Genomic DNA, 17,390 nt, shown 5'->3' with positions numbered 1-17,390 from the left:
CGAAAGAGAGGCAGTACCCGATGCCCCCCTTCGACCTTCCCGAGGGCGATCCCTTCGGTCCGCACAATCTCCCGTACGGCGTCTTCTCCCTCCCGGGCTCCGCGGAGCGGACCGTCGGCGTCCGGCTCGGCGACCATGTCCTGGACGTGGGTGCCGCGGCCCGCACGCTCGGCTCGCCGCACGCCGAGCTGCTCACGGCGCCGACCCTCAACCCGCTCCTGGCGGCGGGCCGCACGGTCTGGTCGCAGGTGCGCCACGACCTGACGGAGTGGGTGACGGACCCGGCCCACCGCCCCACCGTCGAACCCCTCTTCCGCCCTCTCTCCTCGGTGACCCTGCACCTCCCCTTCGAGGTCGCCGACTACGTCGACTTCTACTCCTCCGAACACCACGCCCGGAACGCCGGCGCGATCTTCCGCCCGGACGCCGGTGACACGCTCCTGGCCAACTGGAAGCATCTGCCGATCGGCTACCACGGCCGGGCCGGCACGGTCGTGGTCTCCGGCACGGACGTCGTCCGCCCGTCGGGCCAGCGCAAGGCGCCCACCGACCCTGCCCCCGTCTTCGGCCCGTCCGTGCGGCTCGACATCGAGGCCGAGGTCGGCTTCGTCGTCGGCGTGCCCTCGCGCCAGGGCACGCCGGTCGCGCTGACCGACTTCCGCGACCACGTCTTCGGTCTGTGCCTGCTCAACGACTGGTCGGCCCGTGACATCCAGGCCTGGGAGTACGTGCCCCTCGGCCCGTTTCTCGCCAAGTCGTTCGCCACGTCGGTCTCGGCCTGGATCACCCCGCTCGACGCCCTGGAGAGCGCGCGGGTGACGCCCCCGGAGCGGACCCATCCCCTCCTCCCCTACCTGGACGACGCGGCCGCCGAACCCGCGGGCTACGACCTGCGCATCTCCATCGCGCTCAACGGTCACGTCGTCTCCGAGCCGCCCTTCTCCAGCATGTACTGGACGGCCGCCCAGCAACTCGCCCACCTCACGGTCAACGGAGCCTCGCTGCGCACCGGCGACCTGTACGGCTCGGGCACGGTGAGCGGCCCGAACCCCGGCGAGCTGGGCTCCTTCCTGGAGCTGACCTGGAACGGCCGCGACCCGCTGGAACTCCCCGATGGGAAAAGGACCTTCCTGGAGGACGGTGACCTGGTGACCCTGTCGGCGTGGGCCCCGGGCCCCGGCGGTGCTCGGGTGGGCCTGGGCGAGGTGAGCGGGCGGGTGACCGCCGGGTGACGGGACGGGAGACGGGACAGGAAACAGGGCAGGTGGCGAGGCAAGTGACGGGACGGGTGAAACGACAGGTGACAGGGCGAGTGACGGCAAGGGGAACTCGGCCGGCGACCGGACGGGAAACCTGGCAGGGCTGTCGGGGCTGAATCGGAGCGTCGTCGTGGGCTGACTCCCGGAGCAACCCCCGTCATACTGGCGGCGGGCACGGTCCTGCTGCCGAGCCCGCCGCCCGCGGCAGGCCGCACACACGCGGGTACGCGGTACGCACCCCGCGCGCACGTGGCGCACGGCCCTTTCCCGACCAGGATTTTCCCGACCAGGATCCGGAGCCCATGGCATGACCGTCTGCCTGCTCCTGCTGAGCGTCGTCGCCCTGACGGCCGCTGTGCCGGCTCCGCGTGCGCTGACCCGCTCCGCATGGCCGGAGCGGGAGCCCGTGGTCGCGCTGTGGGTGTGGCAGTGCCTGGTCGCCACCGTCCTGCTGTGCTGCCTGACGGCCCTGACGCTGGGCGCCGCAGCCGTCTTCCACACCGTCCGCACGCAGGTCTTCGCACCGGCACCGCCTGCCGTCACCGAGGCGTACGACCTCGCCGCCGCCCCGCTGTGGGCCGTGGCCCTGACCCTGCTGCTGGCCTGTGGGGCCGGCTGGACCACCGCGATGCTGGCCCGCGAACTCGTCGATGCGCGCCGGCGCCGCGGCCAGGCCAGGGCCCACCTGCGGGAACGCGCCCCCGACCTGCCGGCGGGCCTGCCGTCCGCCCGGGGCCCGCTGCTCGTGCTGGAGGACGAGTATCCCGACGCCTGGTGGATGCCCGGCAACCCACCCCAGTTGATCGTGACCACCGGTGCCCTGCACCGCCTGACCTCCCACCAACTGGACGCCGTCCTCACCCACGAACGCGGCCATGCCCGCGCCCACCACGACTGGCTGCTCCACCTCTCGACCGCCCTTGCCACCGGATTCCCCCGCATTCCGCTCTTCTCCCATTTCTGTGACCAGACCCACCGCCTGGTCGAACTCGCCGCCGACGACACCGCGTCGCGCCGCTGCGGTCACCTGACCACGGCGCTGGCCCTGATCGAGCTGAACCAACACCGGGGCGTCCTGTCCTGCGCCTCCAGTCACCGTCTCCTGGGCGAGCGCGTCGACCGCCTGCTCGAACCGCCCCCACGCCTGCTCCGCAGACACCGGGCGCTGACGACGACGGTGGCCGCACTGGTCCCCCTGCTGCCGCTGCTGATCACTTTCGCCCCGGGGCTGACGGCGTTGTCCTGAACTGGCAGATCTTGCTCAGGAACCGCTCGTTTCCCCAGGTCAACGCCTTACCTGACGTTCCGGTAGGTGGCGCAACACTCCGGCAACACCGGTTTTCCTACCGGCTCGCTATGGTTCGAAACATGCCACCCACCGATCGCATCCGAGAGCACGCCGGCCAGGGCGCGACCACCGTCGCCGCCCACCGCGCGCGCCGCCGGCTGCGCGCGGACCAGGCCCGTCAGCTCGCCGACCTCCTGCGCCGTCAGCTGCTCACCGGCGCTTTCCCGGCCGGCGCGCTGCCCCACGAGTCGACCCTCGCCACCGACTACCGCGCCTCGCGCAACACCGTCCGCGAGGCGTTGGACCTCCTCCGGGCCGAGGGCCTGGTGGAGCGCCTGCCGGGGGTCGGCACGGTCGTCGTGGCGCAGAAGTACCCGCACGGCCTGGACCGTCTGATGGGCCTCGCGGAGACCCTGCACGAGCACGGCCATGTCACCAACGAGGTCCGCACGATGGGCCCCGTGGCCGCCCCCACCCCGGTGGCCGACCGCCTCCACGTCCCACCCGGCACCGACGTCCTCTACATCGAACGGCTGCGCCGACTGGGTGGCATCCCCCTCTCTCTGGACCTGACCTACATCCCGCTGGACCTCGGCACCGCGTTGCTCGGCGCCGACCTGGAGAACACCGACGTCTTCCGCCTCCTGGAGGCCGTCACCGGGCAGCGCCTCGGCCACGCCGAGATCACCCTCGAGGCGGTGACCGCGGACGCCCACTCCGCCGCCGTACTGGAGGCACCGCGCGGCGCGGCCGTCCTGATGCTCGAACGCCTCACCCATCTCGCCGACGGACGCCCGGTGGACCTGGAGTTCATCCGTTTCCGCGGCGACCGGATCTCGATGAGCGGCCTGCTGCACCGCTCCCTCTGACGACTCCCACCGGCCTCTCCCTCGGCCCCGTCTCCGCCCTCACCTCCGGCCTCATCCCCGGCCTCCATTCCGCGCTCTTCGCTGCCCTCTTTTCCGCTCTCACCCCTTCATCGTTCGGCAACGCCTCACCGGTTCACTGCCGCTCGGGATTTCTCAGAATTTCTCGGGACTTTTCTGGAGACAGCCATGACCTTGGCGCCCCAGCGGGCCGACGTGCCCGTGACCATCGACGAGTCGAAGTGCATCGACGGCTGCACCCTCTGTGTGGACATGTGCCCCCTGGACTCCCTCGCCATCGACGAGACCAACGGCAAGGCCTACATGCACGTCGACGAGTGCTGGTACTGCGGGCCGTGCGCGGCTCGCTGTCCCACCGGAGCCGTCACGGTCAACATGCCCTACCTGCTCCGGTGAAAGGCGCGAACCCGATGAAACCCAGGAAACCCATGCAGTCGCTGCAGTCGAAGCAGCCTATGAAGGTCAAGGCAGTCGCCGCGGCCGCCGCCCTCCTGCTGCTCCCCCTCACCGGATGCGGCAGCGCCGCAGCCGGTAGTGGATCCACGGTCACCGTGACCGTCGGCTATCAGTCCAAGACCATCAACACGGTCACAGCCGGCACCCTCCTCCGTTCGCTCGGCTACTTCGAGAAGCAGCTCAACGCCCTCGGCGACGGCACCACCTACAAGGTGGACTGGCAGGACTACGCCACCGGCGCCCCCATCACTGCGCAGATGACCGCCGGAAAGATCGACATCGGCTCGATGGGCGACTTCCCGCTCCTCATCAACGCCGCCCGCGGCAAGCAGCTCGGCAAGCCCACCCACCTGGTCTCGGTCACCGGCTACAACCTCCGCGGCGGCCTCAACACCGTCGTCACGGCACCCGACTCCAAGCTCGCCTCCATCGAGGACCTCAAGGGCAAGAAGGTCTCCACCAGCGTGGGCTCCGCCGCCGACGGCACCCTCGTACGGGCCCTGCAGCGGGCCGGAATCGACCCGAACAAGGGCATCGAGAAGCTCAACCAGCAGCCGGCCGTGGGCGCGTCGGCGCTCTCCGCGGGCAGCGCGGACGCGCTCTCGCAGTTCGTCGCCTGGCCCGGCCTGCTCGCCTACCAGGGCAAGGCGAAGGCCCTCTACGACGGCGCCCAGCTGGACCTGCCCACCTTCCACGGCGTCACCGCGCGCGAGGACTTCGCGAAGAAGCGCCCGGCCGTGCTGGAGGCGTTCCTGAAGGCGCAGGCGCAAGCCACCGCCTACCTGAACGACCACCCCGTGGCCGCCGCCGAGAGCGTCGCGAAGGCCACGAGTCTGCCTGCCGAGGTCGTCTACCTCTACAACGGCGCTCACGGCATCTCCACCTTCGACCCGGCCGTCAAGCCCCAGCTCGTCTCCGCCCTCAAGGAGGACGTGTCGATCCTGAAGGCGGCGAAGCTGACCGGGGACGTCGACGTGGACTCCTTCGTCGACGACCAGTACGTGAAGAAGGCGCTCGGCTCGTCGTACGCCGAGCAGCTCGCCGCCGCACCCGCACCGGCCGCGAGCGAGGCGTGGCCGAAAGGTGCCGACGAGACCCTTGCCTTCAAGACGCCCACCGAGCTGCTGACCTACGTCGCGCGGCACAAGGACGGAATCCGCGCCGCCTATGTCCCTGACGCCACCACCGGCACCCTGTGGTTCGCCGACAAGGCGATCTGGGTGGCCGACGGCGCGACCCTGCTGCCGTTCGTCGCCCCCGCGACCGCGCAGGCCTACGTCGACGCCCACGGCGGCGCCCGGGTCGTCACATATGCCGACGCGCTGGGGCGGGCGTCGTGAGCCGGTATGCGCTCAGGGTGGCCTCGGTGGCGGCCGCCCTCGGCCTGTGGCAGCTCCTGACCAGCCTGAACGTCGACCTGTGGTTGCGCTTCTCGCAGTTCCCCACCGTCGCCGACGTGGCCCGCGCCTTCGCCGACCGCCTGGCCGGCGACGACTACTGGACGGACCTCACCGACAGCCTCACCCGCATTCTCGGCGGCTTCTTCCTTGCCGCCGTGCTGGGCGTGGCCACGGGCGTGCTCGTGGCGCGCTCGCGGCTCGCCGAGGACGTGCTCGGACCGATCCTCGAAATCGTCCGCCCGATCCCCGCGATCGCCCTGGTCCCCGTCGCGATCCTGCTCTTCCCGTCCAACGAACAAGGCATCGTCTTCATCACCTTCACCGCCGCCTTCTTCCCCGTCCTCGTCTCCACCCGGCACGCGGTCCGCGCACTGGCCCCCGGGTGGGAGGAGGCGGTGCGCACCATGGGCGGCGGCCGGTGGCGGATCCTCGGCTCGGTCGTCCTGCCGGGCGCGCTGCCCGGCATCTTCGGCGGCCTGTCGGTCGGCATCGGCGTGTCGTGGATCTGCGTGATCTCCGCCGAGATGATCTCCGGTCAGTACGGCGTCGGCTACCGCACCTGGCAGGACTACACGGTCGTCGACTACCCGGGCGTGTTCGTCGGCATGGTCACGATCGGTGTGCTCGGCTGGGCCACCTCCACCGCCGTGGAGCTGCTCGGCCGCCGCCTGACCCGCTGGCTGCCCCGCACGTCGTACGTCCCCGCAGGCCGGCCCGGGGCGAGGAGCCTGCGGTCGGCCGCTCCGGCTCCGGCCGCCCCCGTCGCCGTCCGCACCGGACCCGAACCCGAGGAGGCGCGCGATGAGCACCTCGTCTGAGACCCGCGAGACCACCGGTAAGGCGACCGGTACGACCACCGACGCGAAGGCCATCGCCACGACCGTCGGCGCGGCCGCACGCGGCACGCGGCTCACTCTCCGGGCTGCCACCCTCGGCCGCCCCGACGCCGCCGCCTTGGAGGCCGTCGACCTGGACGTCGCGCCGGGCGAGATCCTCACCCTCGTCGGCCCCTCGGGCTGCGGCAAATCCACGCTGTTGCGCACACTGGCCGGGCTGCTGCCCCCGCTGGCCGGGGCCGTGGAGCAGGACGGCCGGCCGATCGCCGGGCCTGCGGCGGACCGCGCCCTGGTCTTCCAGGAGGACGCCCTGCTCCCCTGGCGCACTCTGCTGGCCAACGTCGAACTGCCCCTCGCCATCCAGGGCTCGCCGCGCGCGGAGCGCAGAAGGCAGGCCCACGCCTGGCTCGAACGGGTCGGCCTCGCCGACCGCGCCCGGCAGCTGCCGCACCGTGTCTCCGGCGGCCAGCGCCAGCGGGCGCAACTGGCCCGGGCCCTCGCCGCGGGTCCGCGCGCCGTCCTCATGGACGAACCCTTCGGCGCCCTCGACGCCCAGACCCGGGCCGGCATGCAGGACCTGCTGGTGGAGGTGCTGCACGGCACGGGCGCGACCGTCGTGTTCGTCACCCACGACGTGGACGAGGCCCTGTTCCTCGGCGACCGCGTGGCGCTGCTCGGCGCGGGCCGCCTCCTCTCCGTCCGGGACGTGCCCCGCCCGCGCGACCGCGCGGCCCGTGACGACCCCGCGCGCGTGGCCCTGCGCCGCGACGTCCTGACCTCACTGAGCATCTGAAAGGCACCCCGGTGGACACCCCCCTGCAGATCCCCGCGCTCGGCGATGCCGAGGAGCTGACCTGCGACGTCCTCGTCATCGGAGGCGGCACCGCCGGCACCATGGCGGCCCTGACCGCCGCCGAGCACGGCGCGGACGTGCTGCTTCTGGAGAAGGCCCACGTCCGCCACTCCGGGGCACTCGCGATGGGCATGGACGGCGTCAACAACGCGGTCATCCCCGGTCGCGCCGAGCCCGACGACTACGTCGCCGAGATCACCCGCGCCAACGACGGCATCGTCGACCAGTCCACCGTCCGCCAGACCGCCACCCGCGGCTTCGCCATGGTGCAGCGTCTGGAGTCGTACGGCGTGAAGTTCGAGAAGGACGAGCACGGCGACTACGCGGTCCGCCAGGTCCACCGCTCCGGTTCGTACGTGCTGCCGATGCCGGAGGGCAAGGACGTTAAGAAGGTCCTGTACCGACAGCTGCGGCGGCGCGAGATGCGGGAGCGGATCCGCATCGAGAACCGGGTGATGCCGGTGCGCGTGCTGACGTCCCCGGAGGACGGGCGCGCCGTGGGAGCGGCCGGCTTCAACACCCGTACGGGGCAGTTCGTCACCGTCCGCGCGGGCGGGGTCATCCTCGCGACCGGTGCCTGCGGCCGCCTCGGCCTGCCCGCCTCCGGCTACCTGTACGGCACGTACGAGAACCCCACCAACGCCGGCGACGGCTACGCCATGGCCTACCACGCGGGCGCCGAGCTGACCGGCATCGAGTGCTTCCAGATCAACCCGTTGATCAAGGACTACAACGGCCCCGCCTGCGCTTATGTCGCCAACCCCTTCGGCGGCTACCAGGTCAACCGGCACGGCGAACGCTTCGTCGACTCCGACTACTGGTCGGGCCAGATGATGGCCGAGTTCGCGGCGGAGGTCGCGAGCGACCGGGGCCCGGTGTACCTGAAGCTGAGTCACCTCCCCGAGGAGTCGATCTCCGCCCTCGAGTCGATCCTGCACTCCACCGAGCGCCCGACCCGGGGCACCTTCCACTCCGGCCGCGGCCATGACTACCGCACCCACGACATCGAGATGCACATCTCGGAGATCGGCCTGTGCGGCGGCCACTCGGCCTCGGGCGTACGGGTGGACGACCACGCGCGTACGACCGTCCCCCGGCTGTACGCCGCCGGTGACCTGGCCTGCGTCCCGCACAACTACATGATCGGCGCGTTCGTCTTCGGCGACCTCGCCGGTGCGGACGCGGCCCGGTACAAGGCGCACAGTGGTCAACTTCCGGTTGACCAACTGCGCGAGGCGCACGAGCTCGTCTACCGCCCGCTGCGCAACCCGGAGGGCCCGCCGCAGCCCCAGGTCGAGTACAAGCTGCGCCGCTTCGTGAACGACTACGTGGCCCCGCCGAAGTCGGGCGCGCGGCTGTCGTTGGCCCTGGAGGCCTTCGAGCGGATGCGTGACGACGTCGCCGAGATGGGGGCCCGCACCCCGCACGAGCTCATGCGCTGCGCCGAGGTCAGCTTCATCCGCGACTGCGCGGAGATGGCAGCGCGCGCCTCCCTGGCCCGTACGGAGTCCCGCTGGGGCCTCTACCACGACCGTCTCGACCACCCGCATCGGGACGACGCCTCCTGGTTCCATCACCTCGATCTGCACAAGTCCCCCTCTGGTGCTATGGAGTTCACGGCCCGACCCGTGGCTCCGTATCTGGTTCCGGTCGACGAGTTCACCCCCGTCGGCGGTCCTTCTCGGCATCTCGGCGAGGTCCGCCCCGAGGACGTGGCCACGGCCGGTTCACGGGATGTGGCACCCGTCGCCGCCGGGACCGAGACGGCCGTCCCGCAGCCGACGGACCCCTCTGTGCCTTCGACGCCCGAGCCCGGCGCCGAGCCCGCCCTCGATCAGTCCTCCTCAGGTCTCTCCGCAGGTCTCTCCGCAGGTCTCTCCTCCTCCCGTCTCCTCGAACTCGTCGCGCTCGCCGAGGAGGAGCCCGAACTCGCCGCCCTGCTTCCCTATCTGACCGACCCGGCGCCCGCCGTCCGACGCGAGGCCGTCGCCGTCCTCACCGAGACCGTGCCCGTGGGCACCGGGCCCGCCCTCGCCGAGGCACTGCGCGACCCGGCCGCCGAGGTCCGCGCCGCCGCGGCGGCCTCGCTGCGGGAACTGGTCGAGACCCTGCCCGCGGAACCCGCCCTGCGTGACGGCCTGGCCGACGCCCTCGCCGAGTCCGACCCCGTGGTCCGCGCCGCGGCCCTGGACGTGCTGCGTGCCCTGCGCCTCGGTGACACCGCCCTGTTCGCGGGCTCTCTCGCCGACGCCGACATCGCCGTCCGTATCGAGGCCGTCCGCGCCCTCGTCTCCGTCGACGCGGCCGACGAGCTGGCCCGTGCGGCAACCGCCGACCCGTCCCGCGAGGTCCGCGTCACGATCGCCAAGTCCCTGGCCACGGTGGCGGCCGGCCGCCTGGACGCCTCCGGGCCCGGCGCGGCGTCCGGGCCCGGCGCGGCATCCGGTTCCGGCGTCGCCCCCGAGCACGACGTCGTTCACACGGCCCTGGTCGGTCTCGTCGACGACCCCGACGCGCTGGTACGCGGTGCCGCCTACGCGGCGTTGGGCACCACCGGCTGCCCGGTGCCGCTCGCCGCCCGGGCCGTGACCGCACTGGCCGACCCGGCCTGGCAGGTGCGTGCAGGCGCCGCGACCGCGCTGTCCGTGGCCCACCCCGACACGGCCGTCCCTGTCCTGGCCAAGACGCTGGCCGACCCGAACGCCGACGTCCGCAAGGCCGCCGTCCTCGCCCTGACCCGCCACCGTGCCTCGCAGGCGGCCCGCGCGGCCCTGGCCACGGCGACGACGGACTCGGACGCGGACGTCAGGGCGTATGCGACGCGCGCCCTATGAGAGACGCGGCGAGCTGGGGACGGGAACCGGCGGCAGGCAAGGGATGGTGATCGGCGGCGAGCTGGGGACAGTGACCGCCCGCGTCCTCTCCCCCGCCTTCCGCAGATCCCCTCGACCTGTCCCGTCCCCTCTATCCAGTCCTCCCCTATATCCAGTCCTCGGGCTCCGGCTCCGCGTCCATCTCGGGCCAGTAGTCAGGGTCACTCGGATCCTGCCGGGCATTCCGAGCGGCGCCGGCGTCAGGAGTGGCGCCCTGGGCCGGTACGGGAGCGGCCGTAGCCGGTGCTCCGCCGGGTGCCCCGCCCAGCGCGGCCAGGACCTCGATCACGCCCTCGCCGTACGTCACCAGCTTCTTCTCGCCGACGCCGCTGATCCCGCCGAGCTGTTGCACCGATGTCGGCCACGCCGTGGCGATCTCCCGGAGCGTCGCGTCGTGGAAGATGACGTACGCCGGGACGCCCTGCTCACGGGCCTGTTCGGCACGCCAGGCGCGCAGTGCCTCGAAGGCGGGCAGCAGTGCCTCGGGCAGCTCGGCCGCGGCGGCCTTGGGCTTGCTCCGGCCGGAGGAGGACGAGCCCGACGTCTTCGACGTCGCGGGCCTCTTCGGCTCCTTGCGCAGCGGCACGTCCCGCTCGCGGCGCAGCACCTCCCCGCTGGCCTCCGTCAGCACCAGCGTGCCGTACTCCCCCTCGACGGCGAGCAGCCCCTGCGCCAGCAACTGCCGTACGACGCCGCGCCATTCGCCTTCGGCGAGATCCTCGCCGATGCCGAACACCGACAGCTGGTCGTGGTCGAACTGGATCACCTTGGCCGTGCGCTTGCCCATCAGGATGTCGACGATCTGCACGGCGCCGAACTTCTGCCCGCGCTCCCGCTGCAGACGCACCACCGTCGACAGCACCTTCTGGGCCGCGACCGTGCCGTCCCAGGTCTCCGGTGGCGTCAGGCAGGTGTCGCAGTTGCCGCAGCCCACCGGGGCCGGTTCCTGGCCGAAGTAGGCGAGGAGTTGTCCGCGGCGGCACTGGGCGGTCTCGCAGAGCGCCAGCATCGAGTCCAGGTGGGCTCCGGCCCGCCGCCGGAAGGCCTCGTCGCCCTCGCCGGACTGGATCAGCTTGCGCTGCTGTATGACGTCGTTGAGGCCGTACGCCATCCATGCCGTGGAGGGCAGGCCGTCGCGGCCGCCGCGCCCCGTCTCCTGGTAGTAGCCCTCGATCGACTTGGGCAGGTCGAGGTGGGCCACGAACCGAACGTCCGGCTTGTCGATGCCCATGCCGAAGGCGATCGTCGCGCACACCACCAGGCCGTCCTCCCGCAGGAACCGGGACTGGTGCGCCGCGCGCGTGCCCGCGTCCAGACCCGCGTGGTACGGCACCGCCTCGACGCCGTTCTTGGAGAGGAACTCGGCTGTTTTCTCGACCGAGTTGCGCGAGAGGCAGTACACGATGCCCGCGTCGCCCGCGTGTTCCTCGCGCAGGAAGCTCAGCAGCTGCTTCTTGGGGTCGGCCTTCGGCACGATCCGGTACTGGATGTTGGGCCGATCGAAGCTGGCCACGAAGTGGCGGGCCGACGGCATGTTCAGCCGCTGGGTGATCTCCTGGTGCGTCGCGTCGGTGGCCGTCGCCGTGAGCGCGATCCGCGGGACGTCCGGCCAGCGCTCGCCCAGCAGGGAGAGGGACAGGTAGTCGGGGCGGAAGTCGTGGCCCCACTGGGACACACAGTGCGCCTCGTCGATCGCGAACACGGCGATCTTGCCGCGTGAGAGGAGGTCCAGGGTGGACTCCAGGCGCAGTCGCTCGGGTGCCAGGTACAGCAGGTCCAGCTCGCCGGCGAGGAACTCGGCCTCGACCACACGCCGCTCGCCGAAGTCCTGCGTGGAGTTCATGAACCCGGCGTTCACGCCGAGTGCCCGCAGCGCGTCCACCTGGTCCTGCATCAGCGCGATCAGCGGGGAGACGACGATTCCCGTGCCGGGTCTGACCAGGGCGGGGATCTGGTAGCACAGCGACTTGCCGCCGCCGGTCGGCATCAGGACGACCGCGTCCCCACCGGCCACGACGTGCTCGATGACCGCTTCCTGTTCGCCGCGGAAGGCGTCGTACCCGAAGACCCGGTGCAGCGCGGCCAGTGCCTCGCTGTCGGTCTGCTCCGGTGTCCCGGTGATCCCTGTCATCTCGCTGATCCCGCCCGTCGCGCCCATCGTCTGGTCCCCCGTACGTCGTCTCTCGACCACTGCCTCCACGATAGGGGTCCACACTGACACCGCCGGAGTTATCCACAGACCCGATCCAGTGACTCTGCGTGACAGTGAGCGGAAATCCCCGGACTCGATCACCCGTACGACGCCAGTGGGCCCGGCCCCCACCAGGGGAACCGGGCCCACCGCACTCGCACCCGCAGGTCAGCGCACGAACACGCCCGCCTGGTTCGCCAGGTCCAGGAAGTACTGCGGCGCCACACCGAGCACCAGCGTGACCGCGACGCCCACGCCGATCGCCGTCATCGTCAGCGGCGACGGAACGGCGACGGTCGGGCCCTCGGGCCGCGGCTCGCTGAAGAACATCAGCACGATCACACGGATGTAGAAGAACGCCGCGATCGCCGAGGAGATCACACCGACCACGACCAGCGGGGCCGCGCCGCCCTCCGCCGCCGCCTTGAACACGGCGAACTTTCCGGTGAATCCGCTGGTCAGCGGGATACCGGCGAAGGCGAGCAGGAACACCGCGAACACGGCCGCCACCAGCGGTGAGCGCCGGCCGAGCCCCGCCCACTTGGACAGGTGCGTCGCCTCGCCGCCGGCGTCGCGCACGAGGGTGACCACCGCGAACGCGCCGATCGTCACGAACGAGTACGCGGCCAGGTAGAAGAGGACGGACGAGACGCCGTCCGGGGTGGTCGCGATGACACCCGCGAGGATGAATCCGGCGTGCGCGATCGACGAGTACGCCAGCAGGCGCTTGATGTCGGTCTGCGTGATCGCGACGATCGCGCCGCCGAGCATGGTGACGATCGCGACGCCCCACATGACCGGCCGCCAGTCCCAGCGCAGTCCGGGCAGGACGACGTAGAGCAGACGCAGCAGCGCGCCGAACGCGGCCACCTTGGTCGCCGCCGCCATGAAGCCGGTGACCGGGGTCGGAGCGCCCTGGTAGACGTCGGGCGTCCACATGTGGAACGGCACCGCGCCCACCTTGAACAGCAGCCCCATGACGATCATCGCCGCGCCGACGAGGAGCAACGCGTCGTTGCCCATGGTGTCGGCGAGCGCCGGGTTCACGTTCTGGACGGTGCCGTCGACGACCTGCGCGATGGTGCCGTACGACACCGACCCCGCGTACCCGTACAGCAGTGCGATGCCGAAGAGGGTGAACGCGGAGGCGAACGCGCCGAGGAGGAAGTACTTGACCGCGGCTTCCTGCGACATGAGCCGCTTGCGGCGGGCCAGTGCGCACAGGAGGTACAGCGGCAGCGAGAAGACTTCCAGGGCGATGAAGAGGGTCAGCAGGTCGTTGGCCGAGGGGAAGACCAGCATTCCGGAAACCGCGAACAGCAGCAGCGGGAAGACCTCGGTGGTGGTGAAACCGGCCTTGACCGCGGCTTTTTCGCTGTCGCTCCCCGGCACGGACGCCGCCTGGGCGGCGAAGGAGTCGACCCGGTTGCCGTGCGCCTCGGGGTCGAGCCGCCGTTCGGCGAAGGTGAACAGGCCGACCATGGCGGCCAGCAGGATCGTGCCCTGCAGGAACAGGGCCGGTCCGTCGACCGCGATCGCGCCCATGGCCGCGATGCGCGCCTTCGTGGTGCCGTACCCGCCCTCGGCCAGCGCGACCACCGCGGCGAACGCGGCGGCCAGCGCCACGACGGAAACGAACAGTTGTGCGTAGTAGCGGTGCTTGCGCGGCACGAACGCCTCGACCAGCACTCCGATGATCGCCGCGCCCACGACGATCAAGGTGGGCGACAATTGCCCGTATTCGATCTTCGGCGAGTCGATCTTCGAAATCGGGTCGGTCGCGGCTGCCGCCGTTGTCCACAGGCTGTGGACGGCTGATGCGCTCACTTGGCCGCCTCCACCTCGGGCTGGGGGTCCTTCTTCTGGACGTCGGACAGGGTCTGCTTGACCGCCGGGTTCACGATGTCCGTGACGGGCTTCGGGTAGACGCCCAGGAAGATCAGCAGCGCGATCAGCGGGGCGACGACGACGAGCTCACGCACGCGTAGGTCCGGCATCGCGGAGACCTCGGACTTCACCGGACCCGTCATCGTCCGCTGGTAGAGGACGAGCGTGTACAGCGCGGCGAGGACGATGCCGAAGGTGGCGATGATGCCGATCGCCGGGTAGCGCTCGAACGTGCCGACCAGGACGAGGAACTCGCTCACGAAGGGGGCGAGCCCCGGCAGCGACAGCGTCGCCAGGCCGCCGATCAGGAAGGTGCCGGCGAGAATCGGGGCGACCTTCTGCACCCCGCCGTAGTCGGCGATGAGCCGCGAGCCGCGCCGCGAGATCAGGAAGCCGGCGACCAGCATCAGGGCGGCCGTCGAGATGCCGTGGTTGACCATGTAGAGCGTCGCGCCGGACTGGCCCTGGCTGGTCATCGCGAAGATGCCCAGGATGATGAACCCGAAGTGCGAGATCGACGCGTACGCGACCAGCCGCTTGATGTCCCGCTGTCCCACGGCGAGCAGCGCCCCGTAGATGATGCTGATCACCGCGAGGACGAGGATGACGGGCGTCGCCCACTTGCTCGCCTCCGGGAAGAGCTGGAGGCAGAAGCGGAGCATCGCGAAGGTGCCCACCTTGTCGACGACCGCCGTGATGAGGACGGCGACGGGGGCGGTGGCCTCGCCCATGGCGTTGGGCAGCCAGGTGTGCAGCGGCCACAGCGGGGCCTTCACCGCGAAGGCGAAGAAGAAGCCGAGGAACAGCCAGCGTTCGGTGTTCGTCGCCATGTCGAGCGTTCCGTTGGCACGGGCCTCGGCGATCTCCGCGAGCGAGAAGTTCCCGGCGACGACATAGAGGCCGATCACCGCGGCCAGCATGATCAGCCCGCCGACCAGGTTGTACAGGAGGAACTTCACGGCCGCGTACGACCGTTGGGTGGACGCCGTCTCCTCGCCGTGCTCGTGGGCCCGGTCCCCGAAGCCGCCGATGAGGAAGTACATCGGGATGAGCATGGCTTCGAAGAAGATGTAGAAGAGAAAGACGTCGGTCGCCTCGAAGGAGATGATCACCATCGCCTCGACGGCCAGGATCAGGGCGAAGAAGCCCTGCGTCGGCCGCCAGCGCCCCGCAGCGAAGCTGCTGAGCGAGGCGTCGCCCGTCTCCAGCGGGTCGGCGTCGTGCCAGCCCGCGAGGATGATGAACGGGATCAGCAGCGCGGTCAGTGCGACGAGCGCGACCCCGATGCCGTCCACACCCAGCTCGTACCTGACCCCGAAGTCCGCGATCCAGGAGTGGGATTCGGTGAGCTGGTAGCGGGCGCCGTCCGGGTCGAACCGGACCAGGACGACGATCGCCAGGACGAGCGTCGCAAGGGAGACCAGCAGCGCCAGCGCTTTGGCGGCGTTGCGCCGGGCGGCCGGGACGGCGGCCGTGGCGACCGCCCCGATCGCCGGGAGCGCCGCCGTCGCTGTCAGCAGAGGAAAGGACATCGGTATCAGACCGCCCTCATCAGCAGGGTCGCGGCGATGAGGACCGCCGCACCGCCGAACATCGAGACCGCGTACGACCGCGCGAAGCCGTTCTGCAACAGGCGCAGCCGCCCGGAGAGGCCGCCGACCGAGGCCGCCGTGCCGTTGACGACACCGTCGACCAGGGTGTGGTCGACGTAGACCAGGGAGCGCGTGAGGTGCTCGCCGCCGCGCACCAGCACGACGTGGTTGAAGTCGTCCTGGAGCAGGTCGCGCCGGGCGGCCCGGGTGAGCAGCGACCCGCGCGGGGCGACGACCGGGATGGGGCTGCGGCCGTACTGGGCGTAGGCGATGGCCACGCCGATCACCAGGACCACCATCGTGGCGAGGGTCACGGTGAGGGCGCTGACCGGGGAGTCGCCGTGGGAGTGCCCGGTGACAGGCTCCAGCCAGTGCAGGAAGCGGTCGCCGATGCTGAAGAACCCGCCCGCGAAGACCGATCCGAAGGCCAGCACGATCATCGGGATCGTCATGCTCCTGGGCGACTCGTGCGGGTGCGGCTCGTGCCCGTGCTCGTCGGGCTGCCAGCGCTTCTCGCCGAAGAACGTCATCAGCATCACGCGTGTCATGTAGAACGCGGTGATGGCCGCGCCGAGCAGGGCGCATCCGCCGAGGATCCAGCCCTCGGTGCCGCCCTTGGCGAACGCCGCCTCGATGATCTTGTCCTTGGAGAAGAAGCCGGACAGTCCCGGGAATCCGATGATGGCGAGGTAGCCGAGCCCGAAGGTGACGAAGGTGACCGGCATGTACGTGCGCAGACCGCCGTACTTGCGCATGTCGACCTCGTCGTTCATGCCGTGCATGACCGAGCCCGCGCCGAGGAACAGCCCGGCCTTGAAGAAGCCGTGCGTCACCAGGTGCATGATCGCGAAGACGTAGCCGATGGGGCCTAGGCCCGCGGCCAGCACCATGTAGCCGATCTGCGACATGGTCGAGCCGGCCAGCGCCTTCTTGATGTCGTCCTTCGCGCAACCGACGATCGCACCGAAGAGGAGCGTGACGGCGCCGACGACGGTGACGACCAACTGCGCGTCGGGGGCGCCGTTGAAGATGGCCGCCGAGCGGACGATCAGGTACACGCCGGCGGTCACCATCGTGGCCGCGTGGATGAGGGCCGAGACGGGGGTCGGGCCCTCCATCGCGTCCCCGAGCCAGGACTGCAGCGGTACCTGGGCGGACTTGCCGCAGGCCGCGAGCAGCAGCATCAGGGCGATGGCGGTCAGCCGGCCCTCGCTCGCGTCACCGGCGATGCCGGGCTCTCCTTCCGCCCCGAGCAGCGGGCCGAAGGCGAACGTCCCGAAGGTGGTGAACATCAGCATGATGGCGATCGACAGGCCCATGTCGCCGACGCGGTTGACCAGGAAGGCCTTCTTCGCGGCGGTGGCGGCGCTGGGCTTGTGCTGCCAGAAGCCGATGAGCAGGTAGGACGCGAGCCCGACGCCCTCCCAGCCGACGTACAGCAGCAGGTAGTTGTCGGCGAGGACGAGGATCAGCATCGCCGCGAGGAACAGGTTCAGATAGCCGAAGAAGCGGCGGCGCCGCTCGTCGTGCTCCATGTACCCGATCGAGTACAGGTGGATCAGCGAGCCGACGCCCGTGATCAGCAGCACGAACGTCATCGACAGCTGGTCGAGGCGGAACGCGACGTCCGCCTGGAAGCCCTCGACCGGGATCCAGCTGTACAGGTGCTGTGTCAGCGTCCGGTCCTCGGCGTTCTTGCTCAGCAGGTCGCTGAAGAGGACGACACCGAGCACGAAGGACACGGTCGACAGGAGCGTGCCGATCCAGTGGCCGACGGCGTCGAGCCGACGGCCGCCGACCAGGAGGACGGCCGCTCCGAGCAGGGGCGCCGCGATGAGCAGCGCAATCAGGTTCTCCACGTTTCTTCC

Annotated in this window: 12 protein-coding genes; 8 read left to right on the top strand and 4 right to left on the bottom strand. The window is 70.8% G+C overall.

Translation table 11 applies throughout. The features are described from left to right. The first annotated feature begins 20 nt into the window (after nucleotides 1-20). From fahA to ACWD4O_RS21615, 8 genes are all read left to right on the top strand, one after another. Nucleotides 21-1,232 (top strand): fumarylacetoacetase, encoded by a 1,212-nt coding sequence (fahA, locus tag ACWD4O_RS21650; protein WP_451281954.1) that lies wholly within the window; start codon nucleotides 21-23, stop codon nucleotides 1,230-1,232. Nucleotides 1,233-1,566: 334 nt separating this feature from the next. Then, on the top strand, nucleotides 1,567-2,505 hold the full coding sequence (locus ACWD4O_RS21645) for a M56 family metallopeptidase (protein ID WP_451281952.1): 939 nt from the start codon (nucleotides 1,567-1,569) through the stop codon (nucleotides 2,503-2,505). Nucleotides 2,506-2,627: 122 nt separating this feature from the next. Next, a complete protein-coding gene (locus ACWD4O_RS21640; RefSeq protein ID WP_398419257.1) occupies nucleotides 2,628-3,416 on the top strand; it encodes a GntR family transcriptional regulator in 789 nt (262 codons plus the stop codon). Between the two features lie 186 nt (nucleotides 3,417-3,602). After that, nucleotides 3,603-3,830: a 4Fe-4S dicluster domain-containing protein gene (locus ACWD4O_RS21635; protein WP_351904079.1), complete on the top strand. Its 228-nt coding sequence runs from the start codon at nucleotides 3,603-3,605 to the stop codon at nucleotides 3,828-3,830. Between the two features lie 59 nt (nucleotides 3,831-3,889). Then, entirely contained in the window at nucleotides 3,890-5,230 is a 1,341-nt protein-coding gene (locus ACWD4O_RS21630) for an ABC transporter substrate-binding protein (RefSeq protein WP_451282156.1), read from the top strand. Then, nucleotides 5,227-6,108 (top strand): ABC transporter permease, encoded by an 882-nt coding sequence (locus ACWD4O_RS21625; protein ID WP_451281951.1) that lies wholly within the window; start codon nucleotides 5,227-5,229, stop codon nucleotides 6,106-6,108. Before ACWD4O_RS21630 ends, ACWD4O_RS21625 begins: the two co-directional genes overlap by 4 nt. After that, a complete protein-coding gene (locus tag ACWD4O_RS21620; protein ID WP_451281949.1) occupies nucleotides 6,092-6,919 on the top strand; it encodes an ABC transporter ATP-binding protein in 828 nt (275 codons plus the stop codon). The genes ACWD4O_RS21625 and ACWD4O_RS21620 overlap by 17 nt, the downstream gene beginning before the upstream one ends. A gap of 11 nt (nucleotides 6,920-6,930) precedes the next feature. Beyond that, nucleotides 6,931-9,813: a fumarate reductase/succinate dehydrogenase flavoprotein subunit gene (locus ACWD4O_RS21615; RefSeq protein WP_451281948.1), complete on the top strand. Its 2,883-nt coding sequence runs from the start codon at nucleotides 6,931-6,933 to the stop codon at nucleotides 9,811-9,813. Between the two features lie 145 nt (nucleotides 9,814-9,958). Here ACWD4O_RS21615 and recQ read toward each other — a convergent pair whose 3' ends face one another. From recQ to nuoL, 4 genes are all read right to left on the bottom strand, one after another. Further along, a complete protein-coding gene (gene recQ, locus ACWD4O_RS21610) occupies nucleotides 9,959-12,010 on the bottom strand; it encodes a DNA helicase RecQ (protein WP_451282154.1) in 2,052 nt (683 codons plus the stop codon). Between the two features lie 201 nt (nucleotides 12,011-12,211). Beyond that, the gene (gene nuoN, locus ACWD4O_RS21605) at nucleotides 12,212-13,870 is read right to left on the bottom strand and encodes an NADH-quinone oxidoreductase subunit NuoN (protein ID WP_451281946.1); all 1,659 of its coding nucleotides are present in this window, start codon (nucleotides 13,868-13,870) and stop codon (nucleotides 12,212-12,214) included. Continuing rightward, nucleotides 13,867-15,462 (bottom strand): NADH-quinone oxidoreductase subunit M, encoded by a 1,596-nt coding sequence (locus ACWD4O_RS21600; protein ID WP_451281944.1) that lies wholly within the window; start codon nucleotides 15,460-15,462, stop codon nucleotides 13,867-13,869. Before ACWD4O_RS21600 ends, nuoN begins: the two co-directional genes overlap by 4 nt. Nucleotides 15,463-15,467: 5 nt before the next feature. Beyond that, nucleotides 15,468-17,381: an NADH-quinone oxidoreductase subunit L gene (gene nuoL / locus ACWD4O_RS21595; RefSeq protein WP_451281942.1), complete on the bottom strand. Its 1,914-nt coding sequence runs from the start codon at nucleotides 17,379-17,381 to the stop codon at nucleotides 15,468-15,470. Nucleotides 17,382-17,390 lie beyond the last annotated feature (9 nt).

It is taken from the genome of Streptomyces sp. NPDC002623 (assembly GCF_053592635.1).
This window is presented reverse-complemented; position numbering and strand designations above follow the sequence as displayed.